Annotated in this window: 22 protein-coding genes and 1 riboswitch; of the genes, 12 read left to right on the forward strand and 10 right to left on the reverse strand. The window is 68.7% G+C overall.

Annotated elements, in window-relative coordinates; translation table 11 throughout:
* The first annotated feature begins 185 nt into the window (after positions 1 to 185).
* Entirely contained in the window at positions 186 to 1,631 is a 1,446-nt protein-coding gene (locus ACVK00_RS11720) for a DEAD/DEAH box helicase (protein ID WP_228905597.1), read from the forward strand.
* On the opposite strand, the gene ACVK00_RS11725 is transcribed toward ACVK00_RS11720, so the two are convergent.
* From ACVK00_RS11725 to ACVK00_RS11735, 3 genes are all read right to left on the reverse strand, one after another.
* Positions 1,625 to 2,134 (reverse strand): hypothetical protein, encoded by a 510-nt coding sequence (locus ACVK00_RS11725; protein ID WP_284894742.1) that lies wholly within the window; start codon positions 2,132 to 2,134, stop codon positions 1,625 to 1,627. The two genes, ACVK00_RS11720 and ACVK00_RS11725, sit on opposite strands and share 7 nt — an antisense overlap.
* A gap of 66 nt (positions 2,135 to 2,200) precedes the next feature.
* Entirely contained in the window at positions 2,201 to 3,028 is an 828-nt protein-coding gene (locus ACVK00_RS11730; protein WP_006751307.1) for a ferritin-like domain-containing protein, read from the reverse strand.
* Positions 3,029 to 3,343: 315 nt separating this feature from the next.
* On the reverse strand, positions 3,344 to 4,984 hold the full coding sequence (locus ACVK00_RS11735; protein WP_284894740.1) for a gamma-glutamyltransferase family protein: 1,641 nt from the start codon (positions 4,982 to 4,984) through the stop codon (positions 3,344 to 3,346).
* 224 nt (positions 4,985 to 5,208) lie between these two features.
* Here ACVK00_RS11735 and ACVK00_RS11740 point away from each other — a divergent pair, with 224 nt between their 5' ends.
* Positions 5,209 to 5,988 carry a DeoR/GlpR family DNA-binding transcription regulator gene (locus tag ACVK00_RS11740; RefSeq protein ID WP_012364650.1) on the forward strand — a complete coding sequence of 260 codons (780 nt, stop codon included), beginning with the start codon at positions 5,209 to 5,211 and terminating at the stop codon, positions 5,986 to 5,988.
* Between the two features lie 300 nt (positions 5,989 to 6,288).
* Positions 6,289 to 6,486 carry a hypothetical protein gene (locus ACVK00_RS11745; protein WP_228905601.1) on the forward strand — a complete coding sequence of 66 codons (198 nt, stop codon included), beginning with the start codon at positions 6,289 to 6,291 and terminating at the stop codon, positions 6,484 to 6,486.
* Between the two features lie 89 nt (positions 6,487 to 6,575).
* Here ACVK00_RS11745 and ACVK00_RS11750 read toward each other — a convergent pair whose 3' ends face one another.
* Positions 6,576 to 6,944, reverse strand: coding sequence for a hypothetical protein (locus ACVK00_RS11750; RefSeq protein WP_006751303.1), 369 nt, complete (start codon positions 6,942 to 6,944; stop codon positions 6,576 to 6,578).
* Between the two features lie 161 nt (positions 6,945 to 7,105).
* Between ACVK00_RS11750 and glpD the strand changes: the two genes are divergently transcribed.
* From glpD to ACVK00_RS11765, 3 genes are all read left to right on the forward strand, one after another.
* Entirely contained in the window at positions 7,106 to 8,629 is a 1,524-nt protein-coding gene (gene glpD / locus ACVK00_RS11755) for a glycerol-3-phosphate dehydrogenase (RefSeq protein WP_284894739.1), read from the forward strand.
* A 105-nt stretch (positions 8,630 to 8,734) separates the two neighbouring features.
* On the forward strand, positions 8,735 to 10,237 hold the full coding sequence (glpK, locus tag ACVK00_RS11760; protein WP_006751301.1) for a glycerol kinase GlpK: 1,503 nt from the start codon (positions 8,735 to 8,737) through the stop codon (positions 10,235 to 10,237).
* An 84-nt stretch (positions 10,238 to 10,321) separates the two neighbouring features.
* A complete protein-coding gene (locus ACVK00_RS11765) occupies positions 10,322 to 11,038 on the forward strand; it encodes an MIP/aquaporin family protein (RefSeq protein WP_014896123.1) in 717 nt (238 codons plus the stop codon).
* A gap of 119 nt (positions 11,039 to 11,157) precedes the next feature.
* Here ACVK00_RS11765 and ACVK00_RS11770 read toward each other — a convergent pair whose 3' ends face one another.
* The 3 genes from ACVK00_RS11770 to ACVK00_RS11780 are packed head-to-tail and all read right to left on the reverse strand — an operon-like array spanning position 11,158 to position 13,843.
* A complete protein-coding gene (locus tag ACVK00_RS11770; RefSeq protein WP_284894738.1) occupies positions 11,158 to 12,408 on the reverse strand; it encodes an NAD(P)/FAD-dependent oxidoreductase in 1,251 nt (416 codons plus the stop codon).
* A 4-nt stretch (positions 12,409 to 12,412) separates the two neighbouring features.
* The gene (locus ACVK00_RS11775) at positions 12,413 to 12,721 is read right to left on the reverse strand and encodes a non-heme iron oxygenase ferredoxin subunit (protein WP_011657860.1); all 309 of its coding nucleotides are present in this window, start codon (positions 12,719 to 12,721) and stop codon (positions 12,413 to 12,415) included.
* Between the two features lie 36 nt (positions 12,722 to 12,757).
* Positions 12,758 to 13,843, reverse strand: coding sequence for a fatty acid desaturase family protein (locus ACVK00_RS11780; RefSeq protein WP_435521210.1), 1,086 nt, complete (start codon positions 13,841 to 13,843; stop codon positions 12,758 to 12,760).
* A 173-nt stretch (positions 13,844 to 14,016) separates the two neighbouring features.
* Between ACVK00_RS11780 and ACVK00_RS11785 the strand changes: the two genes are divergently transcribed.
* The 6 genes from ACVK00_RS11785 (at position 14,017) to ACVK00_RS11810 (ending at position 19,236) form a co-directional block, all read left to right on the forward strand.
* On the forward strand, positions 14,017 to 15,081 hold the full coding sequence (locus tag ACVK00_RS11785; RefSeq protein ID WP_175656329.1) for a LacI family DNA-binding transcriptional regulator: 1,065 nt from the start codon (positions 14,017 to 14,019) through the stop codon (positions 15,079 to 15,081).
* Between the two features lie 143 nt (positions 15,082 to 15,224).
* Entirely contained in the window at positions 15,225 to 16,259 is a 1,035-nt protein-coding gene (locus ACVK00_RS11790) for a xylose isomerase (protein WP_284894735.1), read from the forward strand.
* Between the two features lie 35 nt (positions 16,260 to 16,294).
* Complete coding sequence (locus tag ACVK00_RS11795; RefSeq protein WP_284894734.1) at positions 16,295 to 17,125, forward strand: TIM barrel protein; 831 nt, start codon at positions 16,295 to 16,297, stop codon at positions 17,123 to 17,125.
* A 38-nt stretch (positions 17,126 to 17,163) separates the two neighbouring features.
* Complete coding sequence (locus tag ACVK00_RS11800; protein WP_284894732.1) at positions 17,164 to 17,361, forward strand: hypothetical protein; 198 nt, start codon at positions 17,164 to 17,166, stop codon at positions 17,359 to 17,361.
* A 44-nt stretch (positions 17,362 to 17,405) separates the two neighbouring features.
* The gene (gene iolG / locus ACVK00_RS11805; protein ID WP_284894731.1) at positions 17,406 to 18,392 is read left to right on the forward strand and encodes an inositol 2-dehydrogenase; all 987 of its coding nucleotides are present in this window, start codon (positions 17,406 to 17,408) and stop codon (positions 18,390 to 18,392) included.
* 157 nt (positions 18,393 to 18,549) lie between these two features.
* Positions 18,550 to 19,236 carry an HAD family hydrolase gene (locus tag ACVK00_RS11810; RefSeq protein ID WP_284894729.1) on the forward strand — a complete coding sequence of 229 codons (687 nt, stop codon included), beginning with the start codon at positions 18,550 to 18,552 and terminating at the stop codon, positions 19,234 to 19,236.
* A gap of 90 nt (positions 19,237 to 19,326) precedes the next feature.
* Here ACVK00_RS11810 and ribB read toward each other — a convergent pair whose 3' ends face one another.
* The 3 genes from ribB to ACVK00_RS11825 form a co-directional block, all read right to left on the reverse strand.
* Positions 19,327 to 20,037, reverse strand: a complete 711-nt coding sequence (gene ribB / locus ACVK00_RS11815) for a 3,4-dihydroxy-2-butanone-4-phosphate synthase (RefSeq protein ID WP_124621335.1) — start codon at positions 20,035 to 20,037, stop codon at positions 19,327 to 19,329.
* A gap of 118 nt (positions 20,038 to 20,155) precedes the next feature.
* Positions 20,156 to 20,304, reverse strand: a riboswitch (FMN riboswitch).
* Positions 20,305 to 20,507: 203 nt separating this feature from the next.
* Positions 20,508 to 21,191 carry a helix-turn-helix domain-containing protein gene (locus ACVK00_RS11820; protein ID WP_284894727.1) on the reverse strand — a complete coding sequence of 228 codons (684 nt, stop codon included), beginning with the start codon at positions 21,189 to 21,191 and terminating at the stop codon, positions 20,508 to 20,510.
* 132 nt (positions 21,192 to 21,323) lie between these two features.
* Positions 21,324 to 22,562 carry an MFS transporter gene (locus ACVK00_RS11825; protein ID WP_284894726.1) on the reverse strand — a complete coding sequence of 413 codons (1,239 nt, stop codon included), beginning with the start codon at positions 22,560 to 22,562 and terminating at the stop codon, positions 21,324 to 21,326.
* Positions 22,563 to 22,608: the final 46 nt, after the last annotated feature.

Here is a 22,608-nt window from a genome sequence, read left to right on the forward strand (position 1 = left end):
GCTGGCGGCAACGTCTCATGATCTGGCTGATGGCTTGAGCTTCCCCCGAACTCGGGCGGCGGCCCCCCCCCCGGGGGGGCGGGGGGGGGGCCACCGCGCAGCCGCGCCCCTTTGCTTTTTGCGACGCCATTCCCCGCGCAGGCCGCGCGAGGCGTCGCAGATCATAAAACTCCAGAGTGGTATCTATGTCTTTCGAATCTCTCGGCTTGGCCGAACCGCTGGTCAAGGCGGTCAATGAGCTCGGCTACACATCGCCGACCCCCATCCAGCAGCAGGCCATCCCCGCCGTCCTCGGCGGCGGCGACCTGCTCGCCGGCGCACAAACCGGCACCGGCAAGACCGCCGGCTTCACGCTGCCGATCCTGCAGCGCCTGCACACGTACTACGCCGAGCATCGCGGTGCGAAGCGCGCGGTGCGCGCGCTGATTCTCACGCCAACGCGCGAACTCGCCGCCCAGGTCGAGGAAAGCGTGCGCGCGTACAGCAAGTACGTGAAGCTGCGCTCGACCGTGATGTTCGGCGGCGTCAGCATCAATCCGCAGATCGACGCGCTCAAGCGCGGCGTCGACATCGTCGTCGCGACGCCGGGGCGTCTGCTCGACCACATGCAGCAGAAGACGATCGACCTGTCGAATCTCGACATCCTCGTGCTCGACGAAGCCGACCGGATGCTCGACATGGGCTTCATCCACGACATCAAGCGCGTGCTGGCGAAGCTGCCGCCGCAGCGCCAGAACCTGCTGTTTTCGGCTACGTTCTCCGACGAGATCAAGTCGCTGGCCGACAGCCTGCTCGATTCGCCGGCGCTGATCGAAGTCGCGCGCCGCAACACCACCGCGGAAAGCGTCGCGCAGAAGATCCACCCGGTCGATCGCGATCGCAAGCGCGAGCTGCTGACGCACCTGATTCGCGAACACAACTGGTTCCAGGTGCTCGTGTTCACGCGCACCAAGCACGGCGCGAACCGGCTCGCCGAACAGCTGACGAAGGACGGCATCAGCGCGATGGCGATCCACGGCAACAAGAGCCAGTCGGCCCGCACGCGCGCGCTCGCGGAGTTCAAGAGCAGCACGCTGCAGGTGCTGGTCGCGACCGACATCGCCGCACGCGGGATCGACATCGACCAGTTGCCGCACGTCGTCAACTTCGACCTGCCGAACGTGCCGGAAGACTACGTGCACCGGATCGGCCGCACGGGCCGCGCAGGCGCGACCGGTGAAGCCGTGTCGCTCGTATGCGTCGACGAGAAGCAACTGCTGCGCGACATCGAGCGGCTGATCAAGCGCGAGATTCCGCAGGAAGTGATCGCGGGCTTCGAACCCGATCCGAGCGCGAAGCCGGAACCGATCCAGCAGCGCCGCGGGCAGCAGCCGCGTGGCGGCAATGCCGGCGGCGGCGGCGGCAATCGCCAGCCGCGTGCAGGCGGCTCAGGCCAGCCGGCCGCGAAGCGCGAAGGCAGTGCACAGCCGAAGGCCGCGAAGGCAGCCAAGCCGCGCACGGCCGGCGGCGCGGGCGGCAATGCCGGCGGCGGCGCTCGTCCGTCCGGCGGCAATAGCGCACGCCCCGCGAGCGGCAACGCCGCGCACCCGAACCGCAACCGTTCGTCGCGCAGCGGCCAGCGCGGTCACTGAGCCCGCGCCGCCGCGCGCCGCAGGTGCTCGACCTGGCTTTGCCAGCGCGCGAGCACCTCGGCGCGCGCATCCCCTTCCAGCGCAAACGTGACGCCGGTCGCGAGACGCGCATAGCCGACCCGCTGCGCATCGCCGTGCGCGATCGTCGCAGCGAATCCGGCCAGCCCGCCGAAGTCTCCTTCGAGCGGCTCGATCCTCAGTTGTGCCTGAAAGAATGCGCCGTCCGCGACGAGCGTCAGCGCGGCCGCACGCCGTTGCGCGATCGCACGCGCCGCGCGCGATTGCGGCCATAGCGCGAGCAGCAGCGTATGCGCGTCGCGCGCATGGATCTCGCCGACGCTAAGCAGCGTCGTGCGCAACTGGCCGTCGTCGGTCGCGACGATCAGCGACGCGGCGAAGTCGGCGTGGCGCTCGAGCGCGGTGCCGTCGAACAGAGCGACGACGGCCGGCGGCCACGCGTCGAACGTCCATTGCTCGAGCGCGTGGCGATGGGAATCGGTCATGATGGCGGCCCCGGTGAAAAGCAGACGATGATGCCGCAGCATACGCGCTGGGCCGCGCGGTGACGATCAGCGCATGAACACGTGCCGCGTGATCTTCGTCAGCGGATAGTGGACGCCCGGCTGGATCTTCGCGGGCAGGTCGAGCGGCTTGAGCAGCATCTTCACGCACATGTCGGCCGACAGGTTGCGCCGCACGAGCGAGCTGATGCGGGCGACGCGCTCGCGGTTGTACTGGCTGTCGCCGACGCGATCCGGATAGCGGATCGCGAACACGTGGCGCAGCGCGATCTCCGAATCCTCGTTCTTGATTTCCATCACGCGGCGCATCAACGCGCCGAGCACCGCGAGCCGGCCGTTGCCTTCGAGCTTGTTGTACTTCTTGAAGAACTTGAAGAAGTGCTTGTAGTGACGCACTTCGTCGGTGCGGATGTTGTCGGTGATTTCCTTCAGCACCGGCTCGTCCGAGCATTCGTTGATCGCGCGATAGAGCGTGGCCGTGCCCGTCTCGACGACGCAGCGTGCGACCATCTCGAGCGCGCGGGTCTTCTCGAATGCGTCGACCGAGCAGGTCTTCGAATACTCGGCGAAGAAATTCGCGAACGCGGTATCCCAGTCGAACTCGGGCCACACGTGCGCGATGTACGCCTTCAGCGCGCGCCCGTGCTGCAGTTCCTCGGGCTCCCACGCACTGTTGAGCCACGCAGACACTTCCGGGTCGTCGTTGAAGAACTCGCTCAGGTTGCTCGTGTAGAGATCCGAGCCGCTTTCGATGAACGACGACGCGCACAGCAGCAGCAGCAGATCCTCGTTTGCGGCGGCACGCTGACGATCGATCCGGTTCAGGTCGATGTCCTCGATACGCCACGGCATGACATGCGTCGTTTCAGTAGGCATGGTGGTGCGCTCCCAGTCGTCGCGCGGCCGCGCGGCCGATGCCTTCGGCACGGGCCCGGCGCGCCCGCAGGCGACGTGTTGCTTGCATTTTTAGTGGATTGGTCCGGCCGAACCATGCTGGCATCTTAGCCGCACTTGAATGTTCGTGCTTCAAAGCACTGACCATGCCCAACAGGCGCAGTTCCGCCGCGGATGTTGCGGTTCGTTAGACGAGTTCTTCGAACCGGTTGCGCACGCTCGACGGTAGGCGCGGCACCAGGCAAAACGGGCGGCCATTCGGCCGCCCGTCGCGCGCAACAAACTGGAAGCGTTCCGTCAGAAACCGGCCGCGAGGCCATCGCGACGGCTGTCGCTCGCGGCCACGTAGCCGCGGTCGGGATCGTCGGGATCGAGGCGCCACACGAACTGCCCCGAGCCGAAATCCATATAAGGATCGTCGATCGACTTGATCGTATGGCCGCGCGCGGCAAGCGCCTCGACCGTCTCGCGGTTCATCGTCGCCTCGACGTCGAGCGTGAAGTCGCGATTGACCTTCCAGCGCGGCGCGCAGCAGGCGGCCTGCGGCTGCTGTCCATAGCCGAGCATCCGCACGATGGTCTGCAGATGGCCCTGCGGCTGCATGTCGCCGCCCATCACGCCGAAGCTCATCACGGCCTCGGTGCGGCCGTCGATCTCCTCGGTGACGAACGCCGGGATGATCGTATGGAACGGCCGCTTGCCGCCCGCGACGACGTTCGGCGAGCCCGGGTCCATCGAGAAGCCGTGCCCGCGGTTCTGCAACGCAATGCCCGTCCCGGGCACGACGAGCCCCGAGCCGAAGCCCATGTAGTTCGACTGAATGAAGCTCACCATCATCCCGCGCTCGTCCGCCGCCGACAGATAGATCGTGCCGCCCGAATGCGGGCGGCCGGCGGCGAAGTGCGTCGCGCGCGTGCGATCGATCAGCTTCGCGCGTTCGGCGAGATACGCGTCGTCGAGCATCTGCTCGGGCGTCAGTTCCATCGCACGCGGATCGGCGACGTAGCGATAGACGTCCGCGAACGCGAGCTTCATCGCCTCGATCTGCAGGTGCTGCGAGTCGACCGAATCGACGGGCCATTCGGTCACGCCCGCATGCTCGGCGATCCCGAGCGCGATCAGCGCGGCGATGCCCTGCCCGTTCGGCGGGATCTCGTGGATCGTGTGGCTGCCGAAGCGCTTGCCGATCGGCTCGACCCATTCCGGGCGGTACCCGTGCAGATCGGCTTCGGTCAATGCGCCGCCGCCTTCGCGCGCGAACGCCGCGAGCTGCCCGGCGAGCGCGCCCTCGTAGAAGGCGCGCGGGCCGTCCTTCGCGAGCGTGCGCAGCGTCCGCGCATGGCCCGGCAGGCATATGCGCTCGCCGACGAGCGGTGCCCGCCCGCGCGGCATGAAAGTATCGGCGAAGCCCGGCAGCCCCTGCAGCTCGGGCACCGCGGCCGCCCACTTGTGCGCGACGATCGGCGACACCGAATAGCCGCGCTCGGCGAGCTCGATCGCCGGCTCGAGCAGGTCCGCGAACGGCAGTGAACCGAACTTCGCATGCAGCGCCTCCCAGCCCGCGATCACGCCCGGCACCGTCACGGTGTCCCAGCCGCGCGTCGGCTTGTTCGCGATGCCGTGCGCGTCCTCGCCGTGGCGCTTGCGGAAGTAGTCGGGGTTCCACGCGGCCGGCGCGACACCCGACGCATTCAGCCCGGACAACCGCTCGCCGTCCCATACGAGCGCGAACGCATCGCCGCCGAGCCCGCACGACACGGGCTCGACCACGGTGATCGCGGCCGCGGCGGCCAGCGCCGCATCGACGGCATTGCCGCCCTTCCACAGCATCCGCAGCCCGGCCTGCGCGGCGAGCGGGTGCGACGTCGACACGACGTTGCGCGCAAACACCGGAATGCGGATCGTCGGATACGGGTTGTGCCAGTTGAAGCCAGTCATCGGTTCCACCTCGTCGAAAGCTGAATGAACGCGCCGCGCGCAAGCTCGGCGTGCGCGGACAGTCCGCCATTGCAGCGCGATCCGCACGATCGCGCAAATTCATTTGTCAAATGAATCCATGCACTTTCCGCATGAATGAAGGGCCACCGTGCGGCCTGCGCCGGCCGAACGCCCTTCCCGCCCCTTACAATACGCGCTCCGCCTCACGATCCGACCGCCCAGCCATGACCCGAGATCCCCGCCTCACCCTCAACGCGCGCCAGCAGGAATTGCTCGAATGGGTGCAGCGCGACGGCTTCGTGACCGTCGACGATCTCGCCGCGCACTTCGCGGTCACACCGCAGACGATCCGCCGCGACGTCAACTGGCTCGCGGACCTGAACCTGCTGCGCCGCTACCACGGCGGCGCAAGCCTGCCGACCAGCTCGGAGAACGTGTCGTACACCGCGCGCCAGCGGATGTTCCACGACGAGAAGCGGCGCATCGCGGCGCTGGCGGCGTCGCACATCCCCGACCAGGCCTCGCTGTTCATCAACCTCGGCACGACGACCGAGGAAGTCGCGCGCGCGCTGAATCGCCATCACGGGCTGCACGTGATCACGAACAACCTGAACGTCGCGTCGATGATGAGCGGCTATCCCGACTGCGAGGTGCTGATCACGGGCGGCATCGTGCGGCCGTGGGACAAGGGGATCGTCGGCGAACTCGCGATCGACTTCATCCGCCAGTTCAAGGTCGACTACGCGATCATCGGCACGTCGGCGATCGAGGCCGACGGCACGCTGCGCGACTTCGACACGCGCGAGGTGCGCGTGGCCGAGGCGATCATGCAGCATGCGCGCACGGTCTATCTCGTCGCCGACCACTCGAAGGTCGGCCGCCCGGCGCTGGTGCGCCAGGGGCATCTGAGCCAGGTCCATGCGCTCTTCACCGACAAGCCGCTGCCGCCGGAGATGGCCGACGCGGTGGCCGCCGCGGGCACCGAAGTGTACGTCGCCGAATGACACTTCCGATGCTGCACCGCACCCGAAACTTCAAGTGAAATCAAGAAGTTGGCGCACCGACCGAACCGCTAGCGACCCGCGTGCCTGTCAAACTGAAAATTAACGGGGCACGATTTGTCGTTGCCCGCGCGCTCGACTAGACTCCAGTTCCCCGGCCCGTTCGCACGATGCCCGTGCCAAGGCGTGTGCGAATCCCAAGGCCGGCGAATACAGCTTTCCCCCCAAGCCATACCCCGCGGGGTATCGCGCAGCGGCGTTCGCGCCAGCCGCGCGGGCATACTGGTCGCCATGGAGAGAACGATGCTGAGTCCGCATGAATTCGCCACGCTATTGCTTGTGAAGGATGCTCCCGATCAAACCAACATGGATCGGGACGAAATCGACGCACTGCTCGAGCAGCAGCTCGTCCGCCTGGAAGGGCTCGGCTCGGGACGCAAATACTGCGTGACCGAGACCGGCGACGCCGCGTTGCGATCTATCAGATACCGATATTCCTGAAACACCACTGATCCTGACCTGAGCGCGCCGGCCGGATTCCCGGCCGCGCCGCTTATCCCGCTTTTCCCGCCTCCCTCAGCTTTCCCGCGTCATCCGCCGCGCAACGTCGGATCGACCGCGGCCCGCCAGCTGACGGCCTGTGCGCGTGCGCCGTTGAAATACGCGACCCAGCCGGCGCGCCCCGCCGCATCGGGTGCCGCATAGCGCGCCGAAAGTTCGTTTACGAACGCGCAATAGTTCGCTTGCGTGAGTCCGCGATACCGTTTCGCCACGTACGCGTCGTACAGCGTCGAGTAGACCGGCTGCGCGTCCGCGCCCCAATCGTGGGCGGTGCCGCCGCACGACGTCTGCAGGTCGACGAATGATGGCGCACGCCAGTTGCCGGCAAGCGGCGGCGTGCCAGCGCTGCACCCTGCCAGAACGACGGCGCAAACGCCGGCCCACATCCCAATACGCATGATTCACCTCGCGAAACGGTCGATTCCGCCAGTATCGTCCGGGATCGCCGCGCGCGCTACTGGCCCCGCTTTTTCGAACTTTACTTTTTCGATTTCGTTCGTTAAATTTCGAATTCGAACATTTCATGTTCGCCCTTTCCATCAGACGATAAGGACAGCAGGTGACCCAACCGAATCGCTACGATCTGCTCGTCGTCGGCGGCGGCATCAACGGCGCGGGCATCGCGCGCGACGCGGCCGGCCGCGGCCTGTCGGTCCTGCTCTGCGAGCAGGACGACCTCGCGTCGCACACGTCGTCGTGCAGCACGAAGCTGATTCACGGCGGCCTGCGCTACCTCGAATACAACGAATTCGGACTCGTCCGCAAAGCGCTGCAGGAGCGCGAGACGCTGCTGCGCGCGGCGCCGCACATCATGTGGCCGCTGCGCTTCGTGATGCCGCACATGCCGAACCTGCGGCCGGCCTGGCTGATCCGCATCGGCCTGTTCCTCTACGATCACCTCGCGAAACGCGAACTGCTGCCCGGCTCGCGCGGCATCGACATGCGCCGCCACGCGGCCGGCACGCCGCTGATCGACTCGATCAAGCGCGGCTTCGTGTATTCGGACGGCTGGGTCGACGATGCGCGCCTCGTCGTGCTGAACGCGCTCGATGCGAAGGAGCGCGGCGCCGAGATCCTCACGCGCACGAAGCTCGTGTCGGCGGAGCGTCACGGCGACGAATGGGAAGCGCGGCTGCAGCACGCGGACGGCTCGATCCGCGTCGTGCGTGCGCGCGCGGTCGCGAACGCGGCCGGGCCGTGGGTCGGCGACGTGCTGCACGGCGCGCTCGGCCGCGGCGCGCAGCACAGCGTGCGGCTCGTGAAGGGCAGCCACATCATCACGCGGCGCCTGTTCGATCACGACCACGCGTACATCTTCCAGAATCCGGACAAGCGGATCATCTTCGCGATTCCGTACGAGCACGACTTCACGCTGATCGGCACGACCGACGTCGAATACACGAACGATCCCGCGAAGGTCGCGATCGATCGCGACGAGACGCAGTATCTGTGCGATTCGATCAACCGCTACTTCAAGCGCAAGATCTCGCCGGCCGACGTGCACTGGACCTATTCGGGCGTGCGCCCGCTGCTCGAGGACGAGAACGCGGCGAACGCATCGGCCGTCACGCGCGACTACCGCCTCGAGCTGGACGACGGCGCCGGCGCGCCGCTGCTGTCGGTGTTCGGCGGCAAGATCACGACCTTCCGCAAGCTCGCGGAAGAAGCCGGCGACCTGCTGTGCGGCGCGCTCGGCCGCGATGCGAAGACCTGGACCGCCGGCGCGCCGCTGCCGGGCGGCGACATCGCGAATGCGAAGTTCGACGTGTTCGCCGATGCGTTCGCGAAGCGCCATCCGTGGCTGCCCGCCGCGCTTGCGCGCCGCTATGCGCGTGCGTACGGCACGCGTGCCGAACGCGTGGTCGACGGCGCGCGCTCGCTCGCCGATCTCGGCACCGAAATCGCGCCGGGCCTGCACGACGCCGAACTGCGCTACCTGCGCGACGTCGAATGGGCGACCTGCGCGCAGGACGTGCTGTGGCGCCGCTCGAAGCTCGGCCTGCACGTCGCGCCCGGCACGCTCGACGCGGTGACGGCCGCGGTCGACGCATGGTTCGCGGCCGCGCACGCGCCGCACGCGTGATCCGTTTGCAGTTGCAGTTGCCTTACCGATGTTGATTCACCGACGCGCCGCCCGACATGCGGCGCGCATCACAACTACGCCGATCCACGGATGGAGATGAGAGACATGCAGGACCAGTACATCCTCGCGCTTGACCAGGGCACCACGAGTTCCCGCGCAATGCTGTTCGATCGCCAGGGCAATATCGTATCGATCGCCCAGAAGGAATTCGAACAGATCTACCCGCAACCCGGCTGGGTCGAGCACGACCCTCAGGAAATCTGGTCGACGCAAGCGGGCGTCGCGGCGGAAGCCGTCACGCGCACCGGCCTGAACGGCACGTCGATCGCCGCGATCGGCATCACCAACCAGCGCGAGACGACGATCGTCTGGGATCGCGAGACGGGCCAGCCCGTCTACAACGCGATCGTCTGGCAGGACCGCCGCACCGCCGACTTCTGCGATTCGCTGAAGAAGCAGGGCCTCGAAGCGAAGGTGCGCGCGAAGACCGGCCTGCCGATCGACTCGTACTTCTCCGCGACGAAGATCCGCTGGATCCTCGACAACGTGCCGGGCGCGCGCGACAAGGCGCGCCAGGGCAAGCTTGCCTTCGGCACCGTCGACAGCTGGCTCGTGTGGAACTTCACGAAGCACGAGCTGCACGTGACCGACGTGACGAACGCGTCGCGCACGATGCTGTTCAACATCCACACGCGCGAGTGGGACAGCGAGCTGCTCGAACTGCTCGACATCCCGCGCAGCATGCTGCCTGACGTGAAGGCGTCGTCGGAAATCTACGGCCACACGAAAACCACCGTGTTCGCATCGAAGATCCCGCTCGCGGGCATCGCCGGCGACCAGCACGCGGCGCTGTTCGGCCAGATGTGCACGACGTCGGGCATGGTGAAGAACACCTACGGCACCGGCTGCTTCCTGATGATGAACACCGGCGACAAGCCGATCGAGTCGAAGAACAACCTCGTCACGACGATCGCCTGGCAGATCGGCGACGACGTGCAGTACGCGCTCGAAGGCAGCATCTTCATCGCGGGCGCGGTCGTGCAGTGGCTGCGCGACGGCGTCGGCATCATCAAGACCGCCGCCGAAATCGAAGCGCTCGCCGCGAGCGTGCCGCATACCGACGGCGTCTATCTCGTGCCGGCGTTCGCCGGCCTCGGCGCGCCGCACTGGAACGCGCGGGCGCGCGGCTCGGTGTTCGGCGTCACGCGCGGCACGACGTCCGCGCACCTCGCGCGTGCGGCGCTCGATGCGATCGCGTACCAGTCGCTCGACGTGCTGGCCGCGATGGAGGCCGACTCGGGCATCAGCATCGGTGAGCTGCGCGTCGACGGCGGCGCGAGCGCGAACGACCTGCTGATGCAGTTCCAGGCCGACCTGCTCGGCGTCGACGCGGTGCGTCCGCAGATCACCGAGACGACCGCGCTCGGCGCGGCCTACCTCGCCGGCCTCGCGATCGGCTACTGGAAGAACCTCGACGAAGTGCGCAGCCAGTGGCAGCTCGATCGCCGCTTCTCGCCGTCGATGCCGAAGGAGCAGGTCGAGCAACGCATGGCCGGCTGGCAGCGCGCGGTGCGCGCCGCCAAGGCATGGGCCGACGACACGCAGTAACCGCAGCACACCTATACAAACGAAATACAACAACACCGGCGGACCGCGCGGCGCGCGAGTCCGCCGTCATCTACGAGAGACAACATGTCACCTTATATTGCGGAATTCATCGGCACGGCGATCCTCGTGCTGCTCGGCAACGGCGCGGTCGCAAACGTGCTGCTTGCGAAGACCAAGGGCAAAGGCGCGGATCTGATCGTCATCGTGATGGGCTGGGCGATGGCGGTGTTCGTCGCGGTCTACGTGACGGCTTCGTTCAGCGGCGCGCACCTGAACCCGATCGTCACGATCAGCCTCGCGCTCGCGGGCAAGTTCGCATGGTCGAAGGTCGGCGGCTACATTCTTGCGCAGATGCTCGGCGGGATGGCGGGCGCGTTGCTCGTGTGGCTCGCGTATCGCCAGCACTTCGCGAAGGAAGTCGATGCGGACCTGAAGCTCGCGGTGTTCTGCACGGCGCCCGCGATCCGCAGCGTCACGCACAACGTGCTGACCGAAGCGATCTGCACGTTCGTGCTGATTCTCGGCGTGCTGTACCTCGCGTCGCCGCAGGTCGGCCTCGGCGCGCTCGACGCGCTGCCCGTCGGCTTGCTCGTGCTCGGCATCGGCATCTCGCTCGGCGGCCCGACCGGCTATGCGATGAGCCCGGCGCGCGACCTGTCGCCGCGCCTGATGCATGCGCTGCTGCCGATCCCCGGCAAGCGCGACAGCGACTGGCGCTATGCGTGGGTGCCGGTGATCGGCCCGCTGCTCGGCGGCGCCGCCGCGGCCGGCCTGTATCTGCGTCTGCACGCGATGGCCTGAGCAACGTTTCACTCGAGTTCGAGCGCGCGGCGGCAGTTGCCGCGCGCTTCCGGTTCCTCCGCCCTTCTCCCTCTTCCCTCCTGGCACGGCCGCCGCTGCGCCGGCACTCCACACCGCCGCTAGCGCTCGCCCGCGGCCAGCACTAGCGACTTCAGCTTCACCCCCGCATCCGCGACCGCGGCCGGGCTCACGCCGATCCCGCGCTCGACCAGCAGGCGCGCGACACGCATCTCCTTCACGAATCCCGACGCACGGCCGAAGCCGCTCGCCGCGACGAGCCGCTCGCCCGCATCGAAGTGGAAATGGATTTCCGCGTCGTCGCCGAGCACGCGCGCGACCGTCCGCTCGCCGAGCGCAGGCTCGCCGGCGACCTGCAGCTGCGCGTCGTATTGATCGGACCAGAACCACGGCAGCTCGCGATACGGTTCGTCGGCGCCGAGCATGTTGCGGGCGGCGACGCGCGCCTGCGTTTCGGCGCCGTGCCAGGTTTCCTGACGCACGAGCCGCCCTGACGCCGCGCTCGGAAACACCGCGACATCACCGGCCGCATAGATGCCGCGCGCCGACGTCTCGAGCCGCGCGTTCACGACGATCCCGCGCTCGACGACGAGGCCCGCGTCGCGCGCCAGCTCGTCGGCCGGTTCGATCCCGATGCCGGCGACCACCGTATCGGCGATCAGCGTGTCGCCGTCGTCGAGCACGACGGCCAGCGTGCCGTCCGCCATCCGCTCGATCGCGACGGGCCGGCGGTTCAGGACGATCGACACGCCCCGCTGCACATGCAGCGCCTGCACGCGTGCCGCGATCGGCTCCGGCACCGCGCGCCCGAGCAGGCGCGGCGCCGCATCGAGCACGCTCACGCGCGCGCCGCGCGAGCGCGCCGACGCCGCGACCTCGAGGCCGATGAAGCCGCCGCCGATCAGCACGATCCGCGCATCGGGCACGAGCCGCGCGCCGAGCACTGCCGCATCGTCGAGCGTGCGCAATGCGAATACGCCGTCGAGTTGCGCACCCGGAATCGCGAGGCGGCGCGCGCGGCCGCCGGTCGCGAGCAGCAGTGCGTCGTAGGCGAAGCCGCGGCCGCCGGATACGTGTACCTCGCGTGCAACGGGGTCGATCCGCTCCACCGTCGCGACGAGCGGCTCGATGCCGTCCGCGCGCCACGCCTCCGGATCGCGCAGCCCGCATTGCGCCGCGCTGCGCTCGCCGGTCAACACCCCCTTCGACAACGGCGGCCGCTCGTACGGCAGGTGCGCCTCCGCGCCGATCAGCACGATGCGCCCGCGCCAGCCGCCCTCGCGCAGCACCTGCGCCGCTCGGCCGCCCGCATGTCCCGCGCCGACGATCGCCATCACCCGGTCGTTCGCCATCGCGTCACACCTCGATCAGGATGCGGCCGTCCTCAACCTTCGCGCGGTAGGTGCGCAGTTTTTCGCAGGCCGGCGCCGACAGCGCGCGGCCGTCGCGCACGTCGAAACGCCCGTTGTGCTTCGGACATTCGATCACGTGGTCGATCACGAGCCCGTCCGCGAGATGCACGTGCTCGTGCGTGCACAGCCCGTCGCTCGCATACACGTTCCCGTCGATCCGGTAGATCGCGTACGTGCGGCCGTCGTGGTCGAAGCGGGCGACGTCCTCGTCGTCGATATCGTCGAGGGCGCCGGTGTCGATCCATTGCGTCATGATGCGTGTCTCCTTCGTTGGAATCTTCGATGCCGGTCATGCACGCGCGGCGTCCGGCACCGGCCGCACGACGTGATGGGACGGGTCGCGCGTCTGCCGGACGAGCGCCGGCACGATCTCCGCATACGCGGCCAGCGTGCTGGGGTACGGCGGCGGCATGTCGGCCTTCACGGCGTCGTGCAGCTTCGGCAGCGCGTGGAACGGCACCATCGGGAACATGTGGTGTTCGACGTGGTAGTTCATGTTCCAGTACAGGAAGCGGAACACCGGATTCATCATCACGGTCCGGCAGTTGCGCCGGTGATCGAGCACGTTCTCGGGCATGCCCGCGTGCTGCGTGAGGCCGAAGTACAGGTACAGCCACGCGCCGTAGAGGCTCGGCAACCCGATATAGAGCAGCGGCAGGATCGTGTGCCAGTACAGCGCCGCGGCGATCACGACGGCATAAACGGTCAGATGAATCCGCGCTTCGCGCACGACCTTCGGCCACTCCGATTCGGGCACGTAGGTGCGCTCCGCGTCGTCGAGCCGGCCGGCGAACGCGAGCACGATCATCTTGCGCAGCTCGCTCGCCACATGCTTGAGCGCAATCACGTTCAGCGCGAGCCCGAGCCAGTCGGTCGGCTTCGGCGCGGCAATCTCCGGATCGCGCCCGACGACGAGCGTGTCGGTGTGATGGCGCGCGTGGCTCCAGCGCCATACCGTCGCGCGGCGGAACACCTGGAACGACGCGACCTGGTACAGCACGTCGTTCATCCAGCGCGTGCGGAACGCGGTGCCATGCCCGCACTCGTGCCAGCGCGAGTCGGCCGGGCTGCAGTAGAGCGTGCCGTACACGAAGAACGCGGGAATCGCCCACGCGGAATGCGCACGCCATGCGAGCCACGCGAGCACGCCGCTCGCGACGATCGCCGTGTACCAGACCAGCGTGTCGCGGATCGCGCGCGCGTCGTCGCGCTGCATCAGCTGCTTCATCAGCGGCCGCGGCACCGGGCACCGGTACCACTCGGCGTTGACGAGCCCCGCCGCCCGCGCGCGCTCGCCGGCGCCGCCGATCATTCGGTATTCCTGACGGCGCGCCGCCGCGCTGCGATCGTGCGCTTGGTCGTCCGTATGGGCCACGCGTGTCTCCTGGTTTATTCGTTCGCGGGAAGCGCGGCGAGCGCTTCGTCATGCATTCAAAATTAGGCGACGGCCCTGGCCCGCTCAATCGAAACGTTGACGAAATTTCGCCATCGCTTTAGCGTTCCGGACAGCGCCACGCATCGATGGCGACGACCCACATGGAGACGACCATGACCGACCCGTCCGGTCCGCGCTGGCGCAAGCGCACCGCGCGCTTCGACGAGATCGCGGCACTCGCCGGGGTCAGCACGACCACCGTCGACCGCGTGCTGAACGAGCGCGGCAGCGTGTCCGCGCAGGCGCGCGAACGCGTGGTGGCGGCCGCGCGCCAGCTCGGCGTGCCGCGCCAGTTGCCCGACACGCGGCACGGGCTGCTCCACGTCGACGTCCTGCTGCCGGACACCGACGCACCGTTCTTCCGGCGGCTGCAGCAGGCGCTGCAACGCTCGCTCCAGATGCTCGACCGGCGCGTGGTCGTGCACCGGACCATCCTGCCCGCCGCGGACGACGAACGCGCCGCCGCGCTGATCGAGCGGCCCGCCTATCGGCGCGCGGCGCTGATCGTCACGGCACGCGACACGCCGCGCGTGCGCGATGCGCTGGCCGGCGCGATCGCGCGCGGCGAAACCGTCGTCACGATGGTCACCGACATCGGCGGCGGCGCGCGCGTGCACTACGCGGGCATCGACAACTATCGCGCCGGGCGCACCGCCGGCTACTACATCGGCCGCCTCGCGGCGCGCCCCGGCCGCGTGCTGTTGCTGGGCGGACGCATGGGCTATCGCGCGCACGCCGACCGGATGGCCGGCTGCGTCGACCAGCTGAAGGAGGCGTTCGCCGCCCTCGCCTGCGACGATGCGCCGGTCGAAACGCTCGACCAGGACGACCGCTGCTACCGCGCGGTCACGAACGCGCTGCACACGTACGACGATATCGTCGGGATCTACAACAGCGGCGCCGGCTCGGCCGGCATCGAGGCGGCGCTGCGCAAGGCGGGAGCGGCCGGACGCGTCGTCTGGGTCGGGCACGAGATGATCGACCTGCACCGCACCTACATCGAGGCCGGCTCGATGGACATCGCGATCGACCAGGATCCGGACGGCCAGGCGATCTCCGCGCTGCAGCATGTGCTGCATGCGTGCGGCATCGTCGACCAGCCGCCGCCGGGCGACCCTGTCGAATTCCGCGTGTTCTGCTCGGCCAACGTGCGCACCAGCGCGTATCTGCAGACCTGACGCCGCGTCGCGCGTCGCGCGCAGGCGCGGCGCGAAAAAATCGACCGCCGCATTGGCGATTTTTCGTCAACGTTTGTCATGCGGCGCGCGCGGCATGTCCGTACATTTGGCAGCCATCCAGGGACCAGGACGGACGGGAGACGATGGCTGAAGCGATCCTCATCGGCGTGAACCTCGACGGCGTGCTCGAACACGACGGCCTGCCGCTGCCCACGCCCGCCGAGCGGTTCCGGATGATCGCCGGCGCCGGCGTGTTCGACTATGTCGAAAAGAATCCGGTGCGCGGCGAGGATCTCGCGCCGTACTTCGCGCTGGTCGACCGGCATGCGCTGCCGATTCGCGTGATCGGCGGCATCTGGTGCGCCGGCCGCGACGAAGCGCACGTCGACGCGATCATCGACGCCGGCGCGCGGTTCGGCAGCACGGTGCTCAACTGCCAGCTGTACGCTCATCATGCGGACGGTCATCCGTTGTCGGACCGCGAAGTCGCCGCCTTCTACCTGCGCGCGTACGAACGCGGCGAGCCGGTCGGCTGCCTGCCGAGCCTCGAAGTGCACGTCGACATGTGGAGCGAGGATTTCCGGCGGGTCGCGCGCGTCGCGCAATGCGTCGAGCAGGCCGGCGCGCCGTTCAGGATCACGCTCGACCATTCGCACCTGCTGTTCAAGATCGGCAATCGTGGCGAACTCGACGCGTCGGGCCTGCACGAGCCGGCCGGCAGCGCGCGCCACTTGCTCGACCCGGCGTCACCGTCGGCCGTCTACGCCGACTGGATCGCACGCGGCTGGGTCCGGCACGCGCATGCGCGCAGCGTGATCCCGAACAATCCGGCGAACCGCTGGATGCGCCGCGCGGACGGCCGGCCCGGCCGCGGAATCCAGTACCCGTTCGTCGAACCGGCGCCCGGCGCCTATCACGGCGATTGGCATGCGGCGGCGCTCGACACGTGGAAGACGGCGCTTCGGCAGTTGCTGCAGTGGCAGGTCCAAACACGACCGACACGGCTCGGGCAGATCAGCTGCGAGTTCATCCCGTTTCCGGACTACGGCGGCGGCGCCCGCTATTCGATCTTCGACAACAACGTCGCGTGCGCGCAGTGGCTGCGCGCCACGTGGCACGCGCTTGCCGCGCAGCCGCCGGACACGCCGGCCGGCGGCAGCGCGCGCAGCTTCACCTGATTCGCCCGCCCCACCCGAGACCTGAGGACCGAACGATGACGCAACCAGCATTCCATTTCTCGCTGAACCGGATGAGCGCGCCGCGCCTGCCGCTCGACCGCTATGTCGCACTGTGCCGGCGGCTCGGCGTCGACTCGATCGAGATCCGCAACGATCTCGACGGCGTCGAGATCACCGACGGCACGCCTGCGTCGGCCGTGCGCGCGACGGCCGAGGCCGGCGGCGTGACGATCCTGACGATCAACGCGCTGCAGCGCTTCGAGCAATGGAATGCCGAGCGCGCGGACGAAGCAACCGTGCTCGCCGACTACGCCGCGCAATGCGGCGCACGCGCACTGGTGCTGTGCCCGACCAACAGCCGCGCCGACACCCGCGACGCCGACACGCGCCACGCGGATCTCGTGAAGGCGCTGAACGCGCTCAAGCCGATCCTCGCTGCACGCGGCCTCCTCGGCTTCATCGAGCCGCTCGGCTTCGAGGAATGCGCGCTGCGCCGCAAGTCGGACGCGGTGAAGGGCATCTACGCCGCGGCCGGCGAACAGGTATTCCGCCTCGTGCACGACACGTTCCACCATCACCTGTCGGGCGAGGACATCTTCTTCCCGAACCTGACGGGCCTCGTGCACATCTCGGGTGTCGAGGAAAGCGACCTGCCGGTCGACCGGATGCGCGACGGCCATCGCGTGCTGGTCGGCATGGCCGACCGGCTCGGCAACGTCCGACAGCTGCGCGAACTGCTCGCACGCGGCTATCGCGGCGCGTTCTCGTTCGAGCCGTTCGCGAACGAGATCGCCGAAGCGGATGACATCGAACAGCGGCTGCGCGCCAGCATCGATTACCTCCGCGGCGAACTCACGGCTCGCTGAGCGTCGCGGCGGCGCACGATCCGTCCGGCCACGCGCCGATGTTCGCGCTCGGCGGCGCATACAGCCTGTCGAAGCGCACGCTGCGCTATGCGACGGTCGCGCAGGTGCGCAACGCGAGCGGCTCGAATTTCTCGGCCGCAAACAACAACCCCGGCACGGACAACGACAACCTCGCGAATCCGCTGCCGGGCCGTTCGCGGACCGGCGTGAACATCGGCATCAACCATTCGTTCTGACGCCGCGCGCTGTCGGAACCCAACGGAGTCAACAGGAGAACGGCATGATCGAATTCGCTTTGTTCGGTGCGGGAAGAATCGGGAAGATCCACGCGGCGAATCTGGCGCGCCACCCGGGCGCGAAACTCAAGTACGTGGTCGATCGGCATGCGCCGTCGGCCGATACGCTTGCGCACACGCACGGCGCGCAGGTCGCCGACATCGAACGCGCGCTCGGCGACACGTCCGTGCAGGCCGTCGTGATCGCATCGAGCACCGATACGCACGCGGACCTGATCGTCGCGGCGGCGAACGCGGGCAAGGCCGTGTTCTGCGAGAAGCCGGTCGACCTGAGCGTCGCACGTTCGCGCGAATGCGCGGAGGTCGTGCGCCGCCGCGGCGTCACCTGCATGATCGGTTTCCAGCGCCGCTTCGACCCGACCTTCGCCGCGCTGAAAGCGCGCGTCGAGCGCGGCGACATCGGCGTTCCGGAAATGCTGGTCGTCACGAGCCGCGACCCTGGCGCGCCGCCCGTCGACTACATCCGCAGCTCGGGCGGCATCTTCAAGGACATGCTGATCCACGACTTCGACGTGTTCCGCTGGATCCTCGGCGACGAAGCGCAGACGCTGCATGCGACCGGCAGCTGCCTGACCGATCCGGCCGTGCGCGATGCCGGCGATATCGATTCGACCGCCGTGACGATCCGCACGCGGCGCGGCCTGCTGTGCCAGATCAATACGTCGCGCCGCGCGGCGTACGGCTACGACCAGCGCTTCGAGCTGCTCGGCAGCACAGGCATGCTGCAGGCCGGCAATGTGCGGCCGACCGAAGTGACCGCGTGGTCGGCGAACGGCATCGCCACCGACGTGCCGGAGCCGTTCTTCCTCGAGCGCTACCGGCACGCCTACGCGGCCGAAATCGCGCACTTCGTCGATGCGCTGCGCGATGGCACGCCGGTCAGGACGACGATCGACGACGGGCTCGCCGCGCTCGAGCTGGCGGAGGCCGCGATGAAGTCGTGGCAGACGGGGCGCGTGATCGAGGTGTGACGCGCGCAGCGGCGCCGTGCGGCGATACCGGGCCGGATCCGGTACGCCGGCTCGGCCCGACCGCGCAAGCGGCTCGCCGAACGGTGCGCGGCACGGCCGCGAAAGCACGTATCATGGCGGCATGATCGGCGTCGCCGACACCCGCCTTTTCACCACCATGCTCGATCACCTTATCTGCGACTGCGACGGCGTGCTCGTCGACAGCGAAGTCATTGCCGACCGCGTGCTGTTCGAAACGCTGTCCGCCACCTTCCCCCACCTCGATTTCGAAGACGCCGCGAAGTCCGCGTTCGGCCAGCAGACGTCGCGCTTTCTCGCCGGGCTCGAAGCACATTTCGGGATCCGGATGCCGGATGACTTCATCGAGACCATCGAGCGCAACATCGAGACCGGTCTCGCGCAATCGCTCGCGCCGATCACCGGCGTGCGCGACGCGCTGCTGAAGGTCGGCCTGCCGGCCGCGGTGGTATCGAACAGCCGGCTCGTGCGCGTGCGCAGCTCGCTGAAGCGCGCGTCGCTCACCGAAATCTTCGGCGATCGCGTGTTCAGCTCCGAGCAGGTCGCGCGGCCGAAGCCCTACCCCGACGTCTACCTGCATGCGGCGCACACGCTCGGCGTCGCACCGGAGCGCTGCATCGTCGTCGAGGACAGCGTGTCGGGCCTGAACGCCGCGCGCGCGGCGGGCATGAAGACGATCGCGTTCGTCGGCGCGAGCCACATCCCCGACAACTACGCGGACGCGCTGCGCGCGATGGGCATCACGCGGATCATGCGCAGGATGGACGAACTGCCGGCGCTCGTCGCGGCCGGCCTGCGCGGCGAATTCGGCGACGTGCAGTCCTGACGAGCGGCCGCGCCGCAGCGACAGAACCGGCGTGCGGCGCGATGCGCACGCCGTACCGCGGGCGCATCGGCGCGCCCGCCACACCGGCTGTCAGGCCGGTTCGCAGCAGCGCTCGCGCGCGGCCGCAAGCGCCTCGCGGAATTCCACCAGCTCCGCGATCGTCAGCATCGGCAGCCCATGCTGCTGCGCGAAACGCTCGACGTCGTCGCCGCGCGTCATCGTGCCGTCCGGATTCATCAGCTCGCACAGCACGCCGGCCGGCTTCAAACCCGCGAGGATCGACAGGTCGACCGTCCCTTCGGTGTGACCGCGGCGCGCCAGCACGCCGCCCGGTTGCGCACGCAACGGAAACACGTGGCCGGGGCGCACGATGTCGTACGGCTTCGCGTCGTCGGCGATCGCCGCGCGAATCGTCGTCACGCGGTCGGCCGCGGACACGCCGGTATGCACGCCTTCGCGTGCCTCGATCGATACGGTGAACGCGGTGCCGTTGCGGCTTTCGTTGGTCTGCACCATCGGCGGCAGCTCGAGCGCGCGGACCTTGTCGTCGGTCAGGCACAGGCACACGATGCCGCTGCACTCGCGGATCAGGAGCGCCATCGTCTCGGGCGTGATGCGCTCGGCGGCGACGATCAGGTCGGCCTCGTTTTCCCGGTCGTGATCGTCCTGCAACACGACCGCGCGGCCCGCGCGCAACGCGTCGAGCGCGGCGGCGATGCGCGGCGGCACCGGTTCGGAGTCGAGCAACGGGAGATCGGCAAAGGCGTCGGCGGGTGCCGACGAAACGGACATGAAGGACATGTGAAACGCTCCTCGCAATTTCGATTTGGGCGAAAAACGTTTCAGGGCATTGCAAACAGACAGAACGACAACCCGCCTCGCACGCACGGCAAAGCGGCCCTGACGGACATGACTATCTGCACATCTTCTCTCATCCGGACTATGACCGTCGGCTCTGGCATTCGACCAGATCTGCTGACCCCGCGCGGATGCGCGGGCGCTCGCGGGCTCGCCGGCTTTCGCCAGCCTACCGCCGGTGGGGAATTTCGCCCCGCCCTGAAGACGCACTGATTACCGGCCGGGAACTGCCCCGGAACCGGCGGGCCAAGCATACATCAGCTGCGCGCGCCGCGCAGCGAACCACACCTAAAACCTTACTGACGACTCCGTCTAACGGCATCGTCCGAACGGCCGACACCAAGCCGACGCCAGGCCGGCGCGGCCGTCCCGAACGACACCGGCGCCGGTCCGACCCGGCAACCCGCACGCGCTCAGCCGGCCACGTGCGCGGCGTCGGGCACGAGCCAGCGCGGCGGCACTTCGGGGCTCACCGTCACGCGGAACGCGCGCGCCTCGGTGTCGCCCGGGTTGCGCAGGCTATACGGCTGGTCGGCATCGAACACGATCGCGTCGCCGGTCGCGAGCAACTGGCGGCGATCGTGCACGCTGACTTCGAGCGTGCCCTCGCTGACGACCAGGTTGACCGTCGTGCCGGGCGCGCGGCGGGTGCCGGGCTCCGTGTGCAGCGGCGCGATCCGCAGCTCGTGGAATTCGGCCGCGGCCGGCTCGCCCTCCGGATACAGCGCACGCGCCGAGAAACGGCCGCTCGAGCTGACGACGCGCGCCGCGCGCTCCGCCGCCAGATGCTCGAAGCCGTTCACCGCGTGGCGGCGCAGGAAGGCGGCGACCGACACCTTCAGCGCCGCGGCGATCTTGCAGAGCACCTTGATCGACGGCACGCTGCGCGCGGATTCGATCTGCGCGAGCATCGCGCGCGATACGCCGGACAGACGCGCAAGCGCATCGAGCGACAACTGCCGCTCGGCGCGCAAGCGCGCGAGGTTCACGCCGACGACCTGCTCGAGGACGTCGAGCGACGCGGACGTCCGCGCGCCGGCGGCCTCGCCGGACTCGAAGGAAGACACGTCGCGCACCAGCGCCAGGGATGAAGACATAGCATGGCCTCCGGGCCGCCGTGCGGCCCTGCGAATGGGGTGAGCCGGAATCGGGTTGCGCCACGAACGGCGCGTATCGAGACGCTATCACCCGGCCCTGCCCCGGCAAACGAAGTTATCTTCACACCGTTATCAGCATCGCGGAGGAATGCGTTCCTCGCGAACGTTTTCCCGTCGCCATGGCGTCGGCGCAGCGCCGCTCAATGCGCGGCCGGCGCCGCGCGCCGGCGCGCGCGCATCGAGCCGCATCGCGAACCACGTGACGACCAGCGCTGCGAACGTCACCGCCACGGCGACCCACGGCAGCGCATCGAGCGCGAAGCCGTGCTGCAGCGCCAGTCCGCCGAGCCACGCACCGCCCGCATTGCCGACGTTGAATGCGCCGATGTTCAGCGTCGACGCCAGATGCGGCGCGCTCGCGGCCTTCTCGACGACGCGCGCCTGCAGCGGCGGCACCGTCGCGAACGCGGCGATCCCCCACACGAACACCGTCGCCGCGGCCGCGACCGGCAGGTGGCTCGTCTTCGCGAACACGGCCATCACCGCCATCAGCGCGACCAGGATCGCGATCAGCGACGGCATCAGCGCGCGGTCGGCAAGCTTGCCGCCGAGCGTGTTGCCGACCGTCAGCCCGGCGCCGAACAGCACGAGGATCAGCGCGACCGCCCGTGGCGAATAGCCGGTGACGGTTTCGAGGATCGGCGCGATGTACGTGAACACGACGAACACGCCGCCGAAGCCAAGCACGGTCATCAGCAGGGCGAGCCAGACCTGCGGCTCCTTCAGCACGCGCACTTCGTGGCCGAGGCCGACGGGCCCGCCGTCATGACGGTTCGGCACCAGCAGCGCGACGCCGCCGAGCGACAGCACGCCGAGCGCGGCGACGATCCAGAACGACGCGCGCCAGCCGAGCAGCTGACCGACGAACGTGCCGAACGGCACGCCGAGCACGTTCGACAGCGTGAGGCCCGTGAACATCAGCGCGATCGCGCTCGCGCGCTTGTCGGCCGGCACGAGCGACGCGGCGACCACCGCGCCGATCCCGAAGAACGAGCCGTGCGCGAACGACGTGACGACGCGCGCGACCATCAGCATCGCGTAGCCGGACGCGGTCGCGCACAGCACGTTGCCGACGATGAAGATCGCCATCAGCAGCAGCAATGCGGCCTTGCGCGGCATGCGGCTCGTCAGCACCGCGAGCAGCGGCGCACCGACCGCGACGCCGAGCGCATAGCCCGTGACGAGCAGGCCGGCCGACGGCAGCGACACGGCGAGGTCGCGCGCGACTTCAGGCAGGAGCCCCATGATGATGAATTCGGTGGTGCCGATGGCGAAGGCGCTGATCGCGAGCGCCAGTAACGGGATGGGCATGACGTTCTCCGGAAGGCGGCGGACGCGGCGCCCGGTCGGTGCCGCA

The organism is Burkholderia sp. PvR073, from assembly GCF_054055695.1.

Coding starts and splice junctions, on each gene's coding strand:
- ACVK00_RS11790 (WP_284894735.1), top strand. CDS start 15,225: ATGGCTGAAGCGATCCTCATCGGCGTGAACCTCGACGGCGTGCTCGAA.
- ACVK00_RS11735 (WP_284894740.1), bottom strand. CDS start 4,984: ATGACTGGCTTCAACTGGCACAACCCGTATCCGACGATCCGCATTCCG.
- ACVK00_RS11825 (WP_284894726.1), bottom strand. CDS start 22,562: ATGCCCATCCCGTTACTGGCGCTCGCGATCAGCGCCTTCGCCATCGGC.
- ACVK00_RS11785 (WP_175656329.1), top strand. CDS start 14,017: ATGACCGACCCGTCCGGTCCGCGCTGGCGCAAGCGCACCGCGCGCTTC.
- ACVK00_RS11765 (WP_014896123.1), top strand. CDS start 10,322: ATGTCACCTTATATTGCGGAATTCATCGGCACGGCGATCCTCGTGCTG.
- glpK (WP_006751301.1), top strand. CDS start 8,735: ATGCAGGACCAGTACATCCTCGCGCTTGACCAGGGCACCACGAGTTCC.
- iolG (WP_284894731.1), top strand. CDS start 17,406: ATGATCGAATTCGCTTTGTTCGGTGCGGGAAGAATCGGGAAGATCCAC.
- ACVK00_RS11800 (WP_284894732.1), top strand. CDS start 17,164: ATGTTCGCGCTCGGCGGCGCATACAGCCTGTCGAAGCGCACGCTGCGC.
- ACVK00_RS11720 (WP_228905597.1), top strand. CDS start 186: ATGTCTTTCGAATCTCTCGGCTTGGCCGAACCGCTGGTCAAGGCGGTC.
- ACVK00_RS11795 (WP_284894734.1), top strand. CDS start 16,295: ATGACGCAACCAGCATTCCATTTCTCGCTGAACCGGATGAGCGCGCCG.
- ACVK00_RS11810 (WP_284894729.1), top strand. CDS start 18,550: ATGCTCGATCACCTTATCTGCGACTGCGACGGCGTGCTCGTCGACAGC.
- ACVK00_RS11740 (WP_012364650.1), top strand. CDS start 5,209: ATGACCCGAGATCCCCGCCTCACCCTCAACGCGCGCCAGCAGGAATTG.
- ribB (WP_124621335.1), bottom strand. CDS start 20,037: ATGTCCTTCATGTCCGTTTCGTCGGCACCCGCCGACGCCTTTGCCGAT.
- ACVK00_RS11775 (WP_011657860.1), bottom strand. CDS start 12,721: ATGACGCAATGGATCGACACCGGCGCCCTCGACGATATCGACGACGAG.
- ACVK00_RS11820 (WP_284894727.1), bottom strand. CDS start 21,191: ATGTCTTCATCCCTGGCGCTGGTGCGCGACGTGTCTTCCTTCGAGTCC.
- ACVK00_RS11745 (WP_228905601.1), top strand. CDS start 6,289: ATGCTGAGTCCGCATGAATTCGCCACGCTATTGCTTGTGAAGGATGCT.
- ACVK00_RS11750 (WP_006751303.1), bottom strand. CDS start 6,944: ATGCGTATTGGGATGTGGGCCGGCGTTTGCGCCGTCGTTCTGGCAGGG.
- ACVK00_RS11770 (WP_284894738.1), bottom strand. CDS start 12,408: ATGGCGAACGACCGGGTGATGGCGATCGTCGGCGCGGGACATGCGGGC.
- ACVK00_RS11725 (WP_284894742.1), bottom strand. CDS start 2,134: ATGACCGATTCCCATCGCCACGCGCTCGAGCAATGGACGTTCGACGCG.
- ACVK00_RS11730 (WP_006751307.1), bottom strand. CDS start 3,028: ATGCCTACTGAAACGACGCATGTCATGCCGTGGCGTATCGAGGACATC.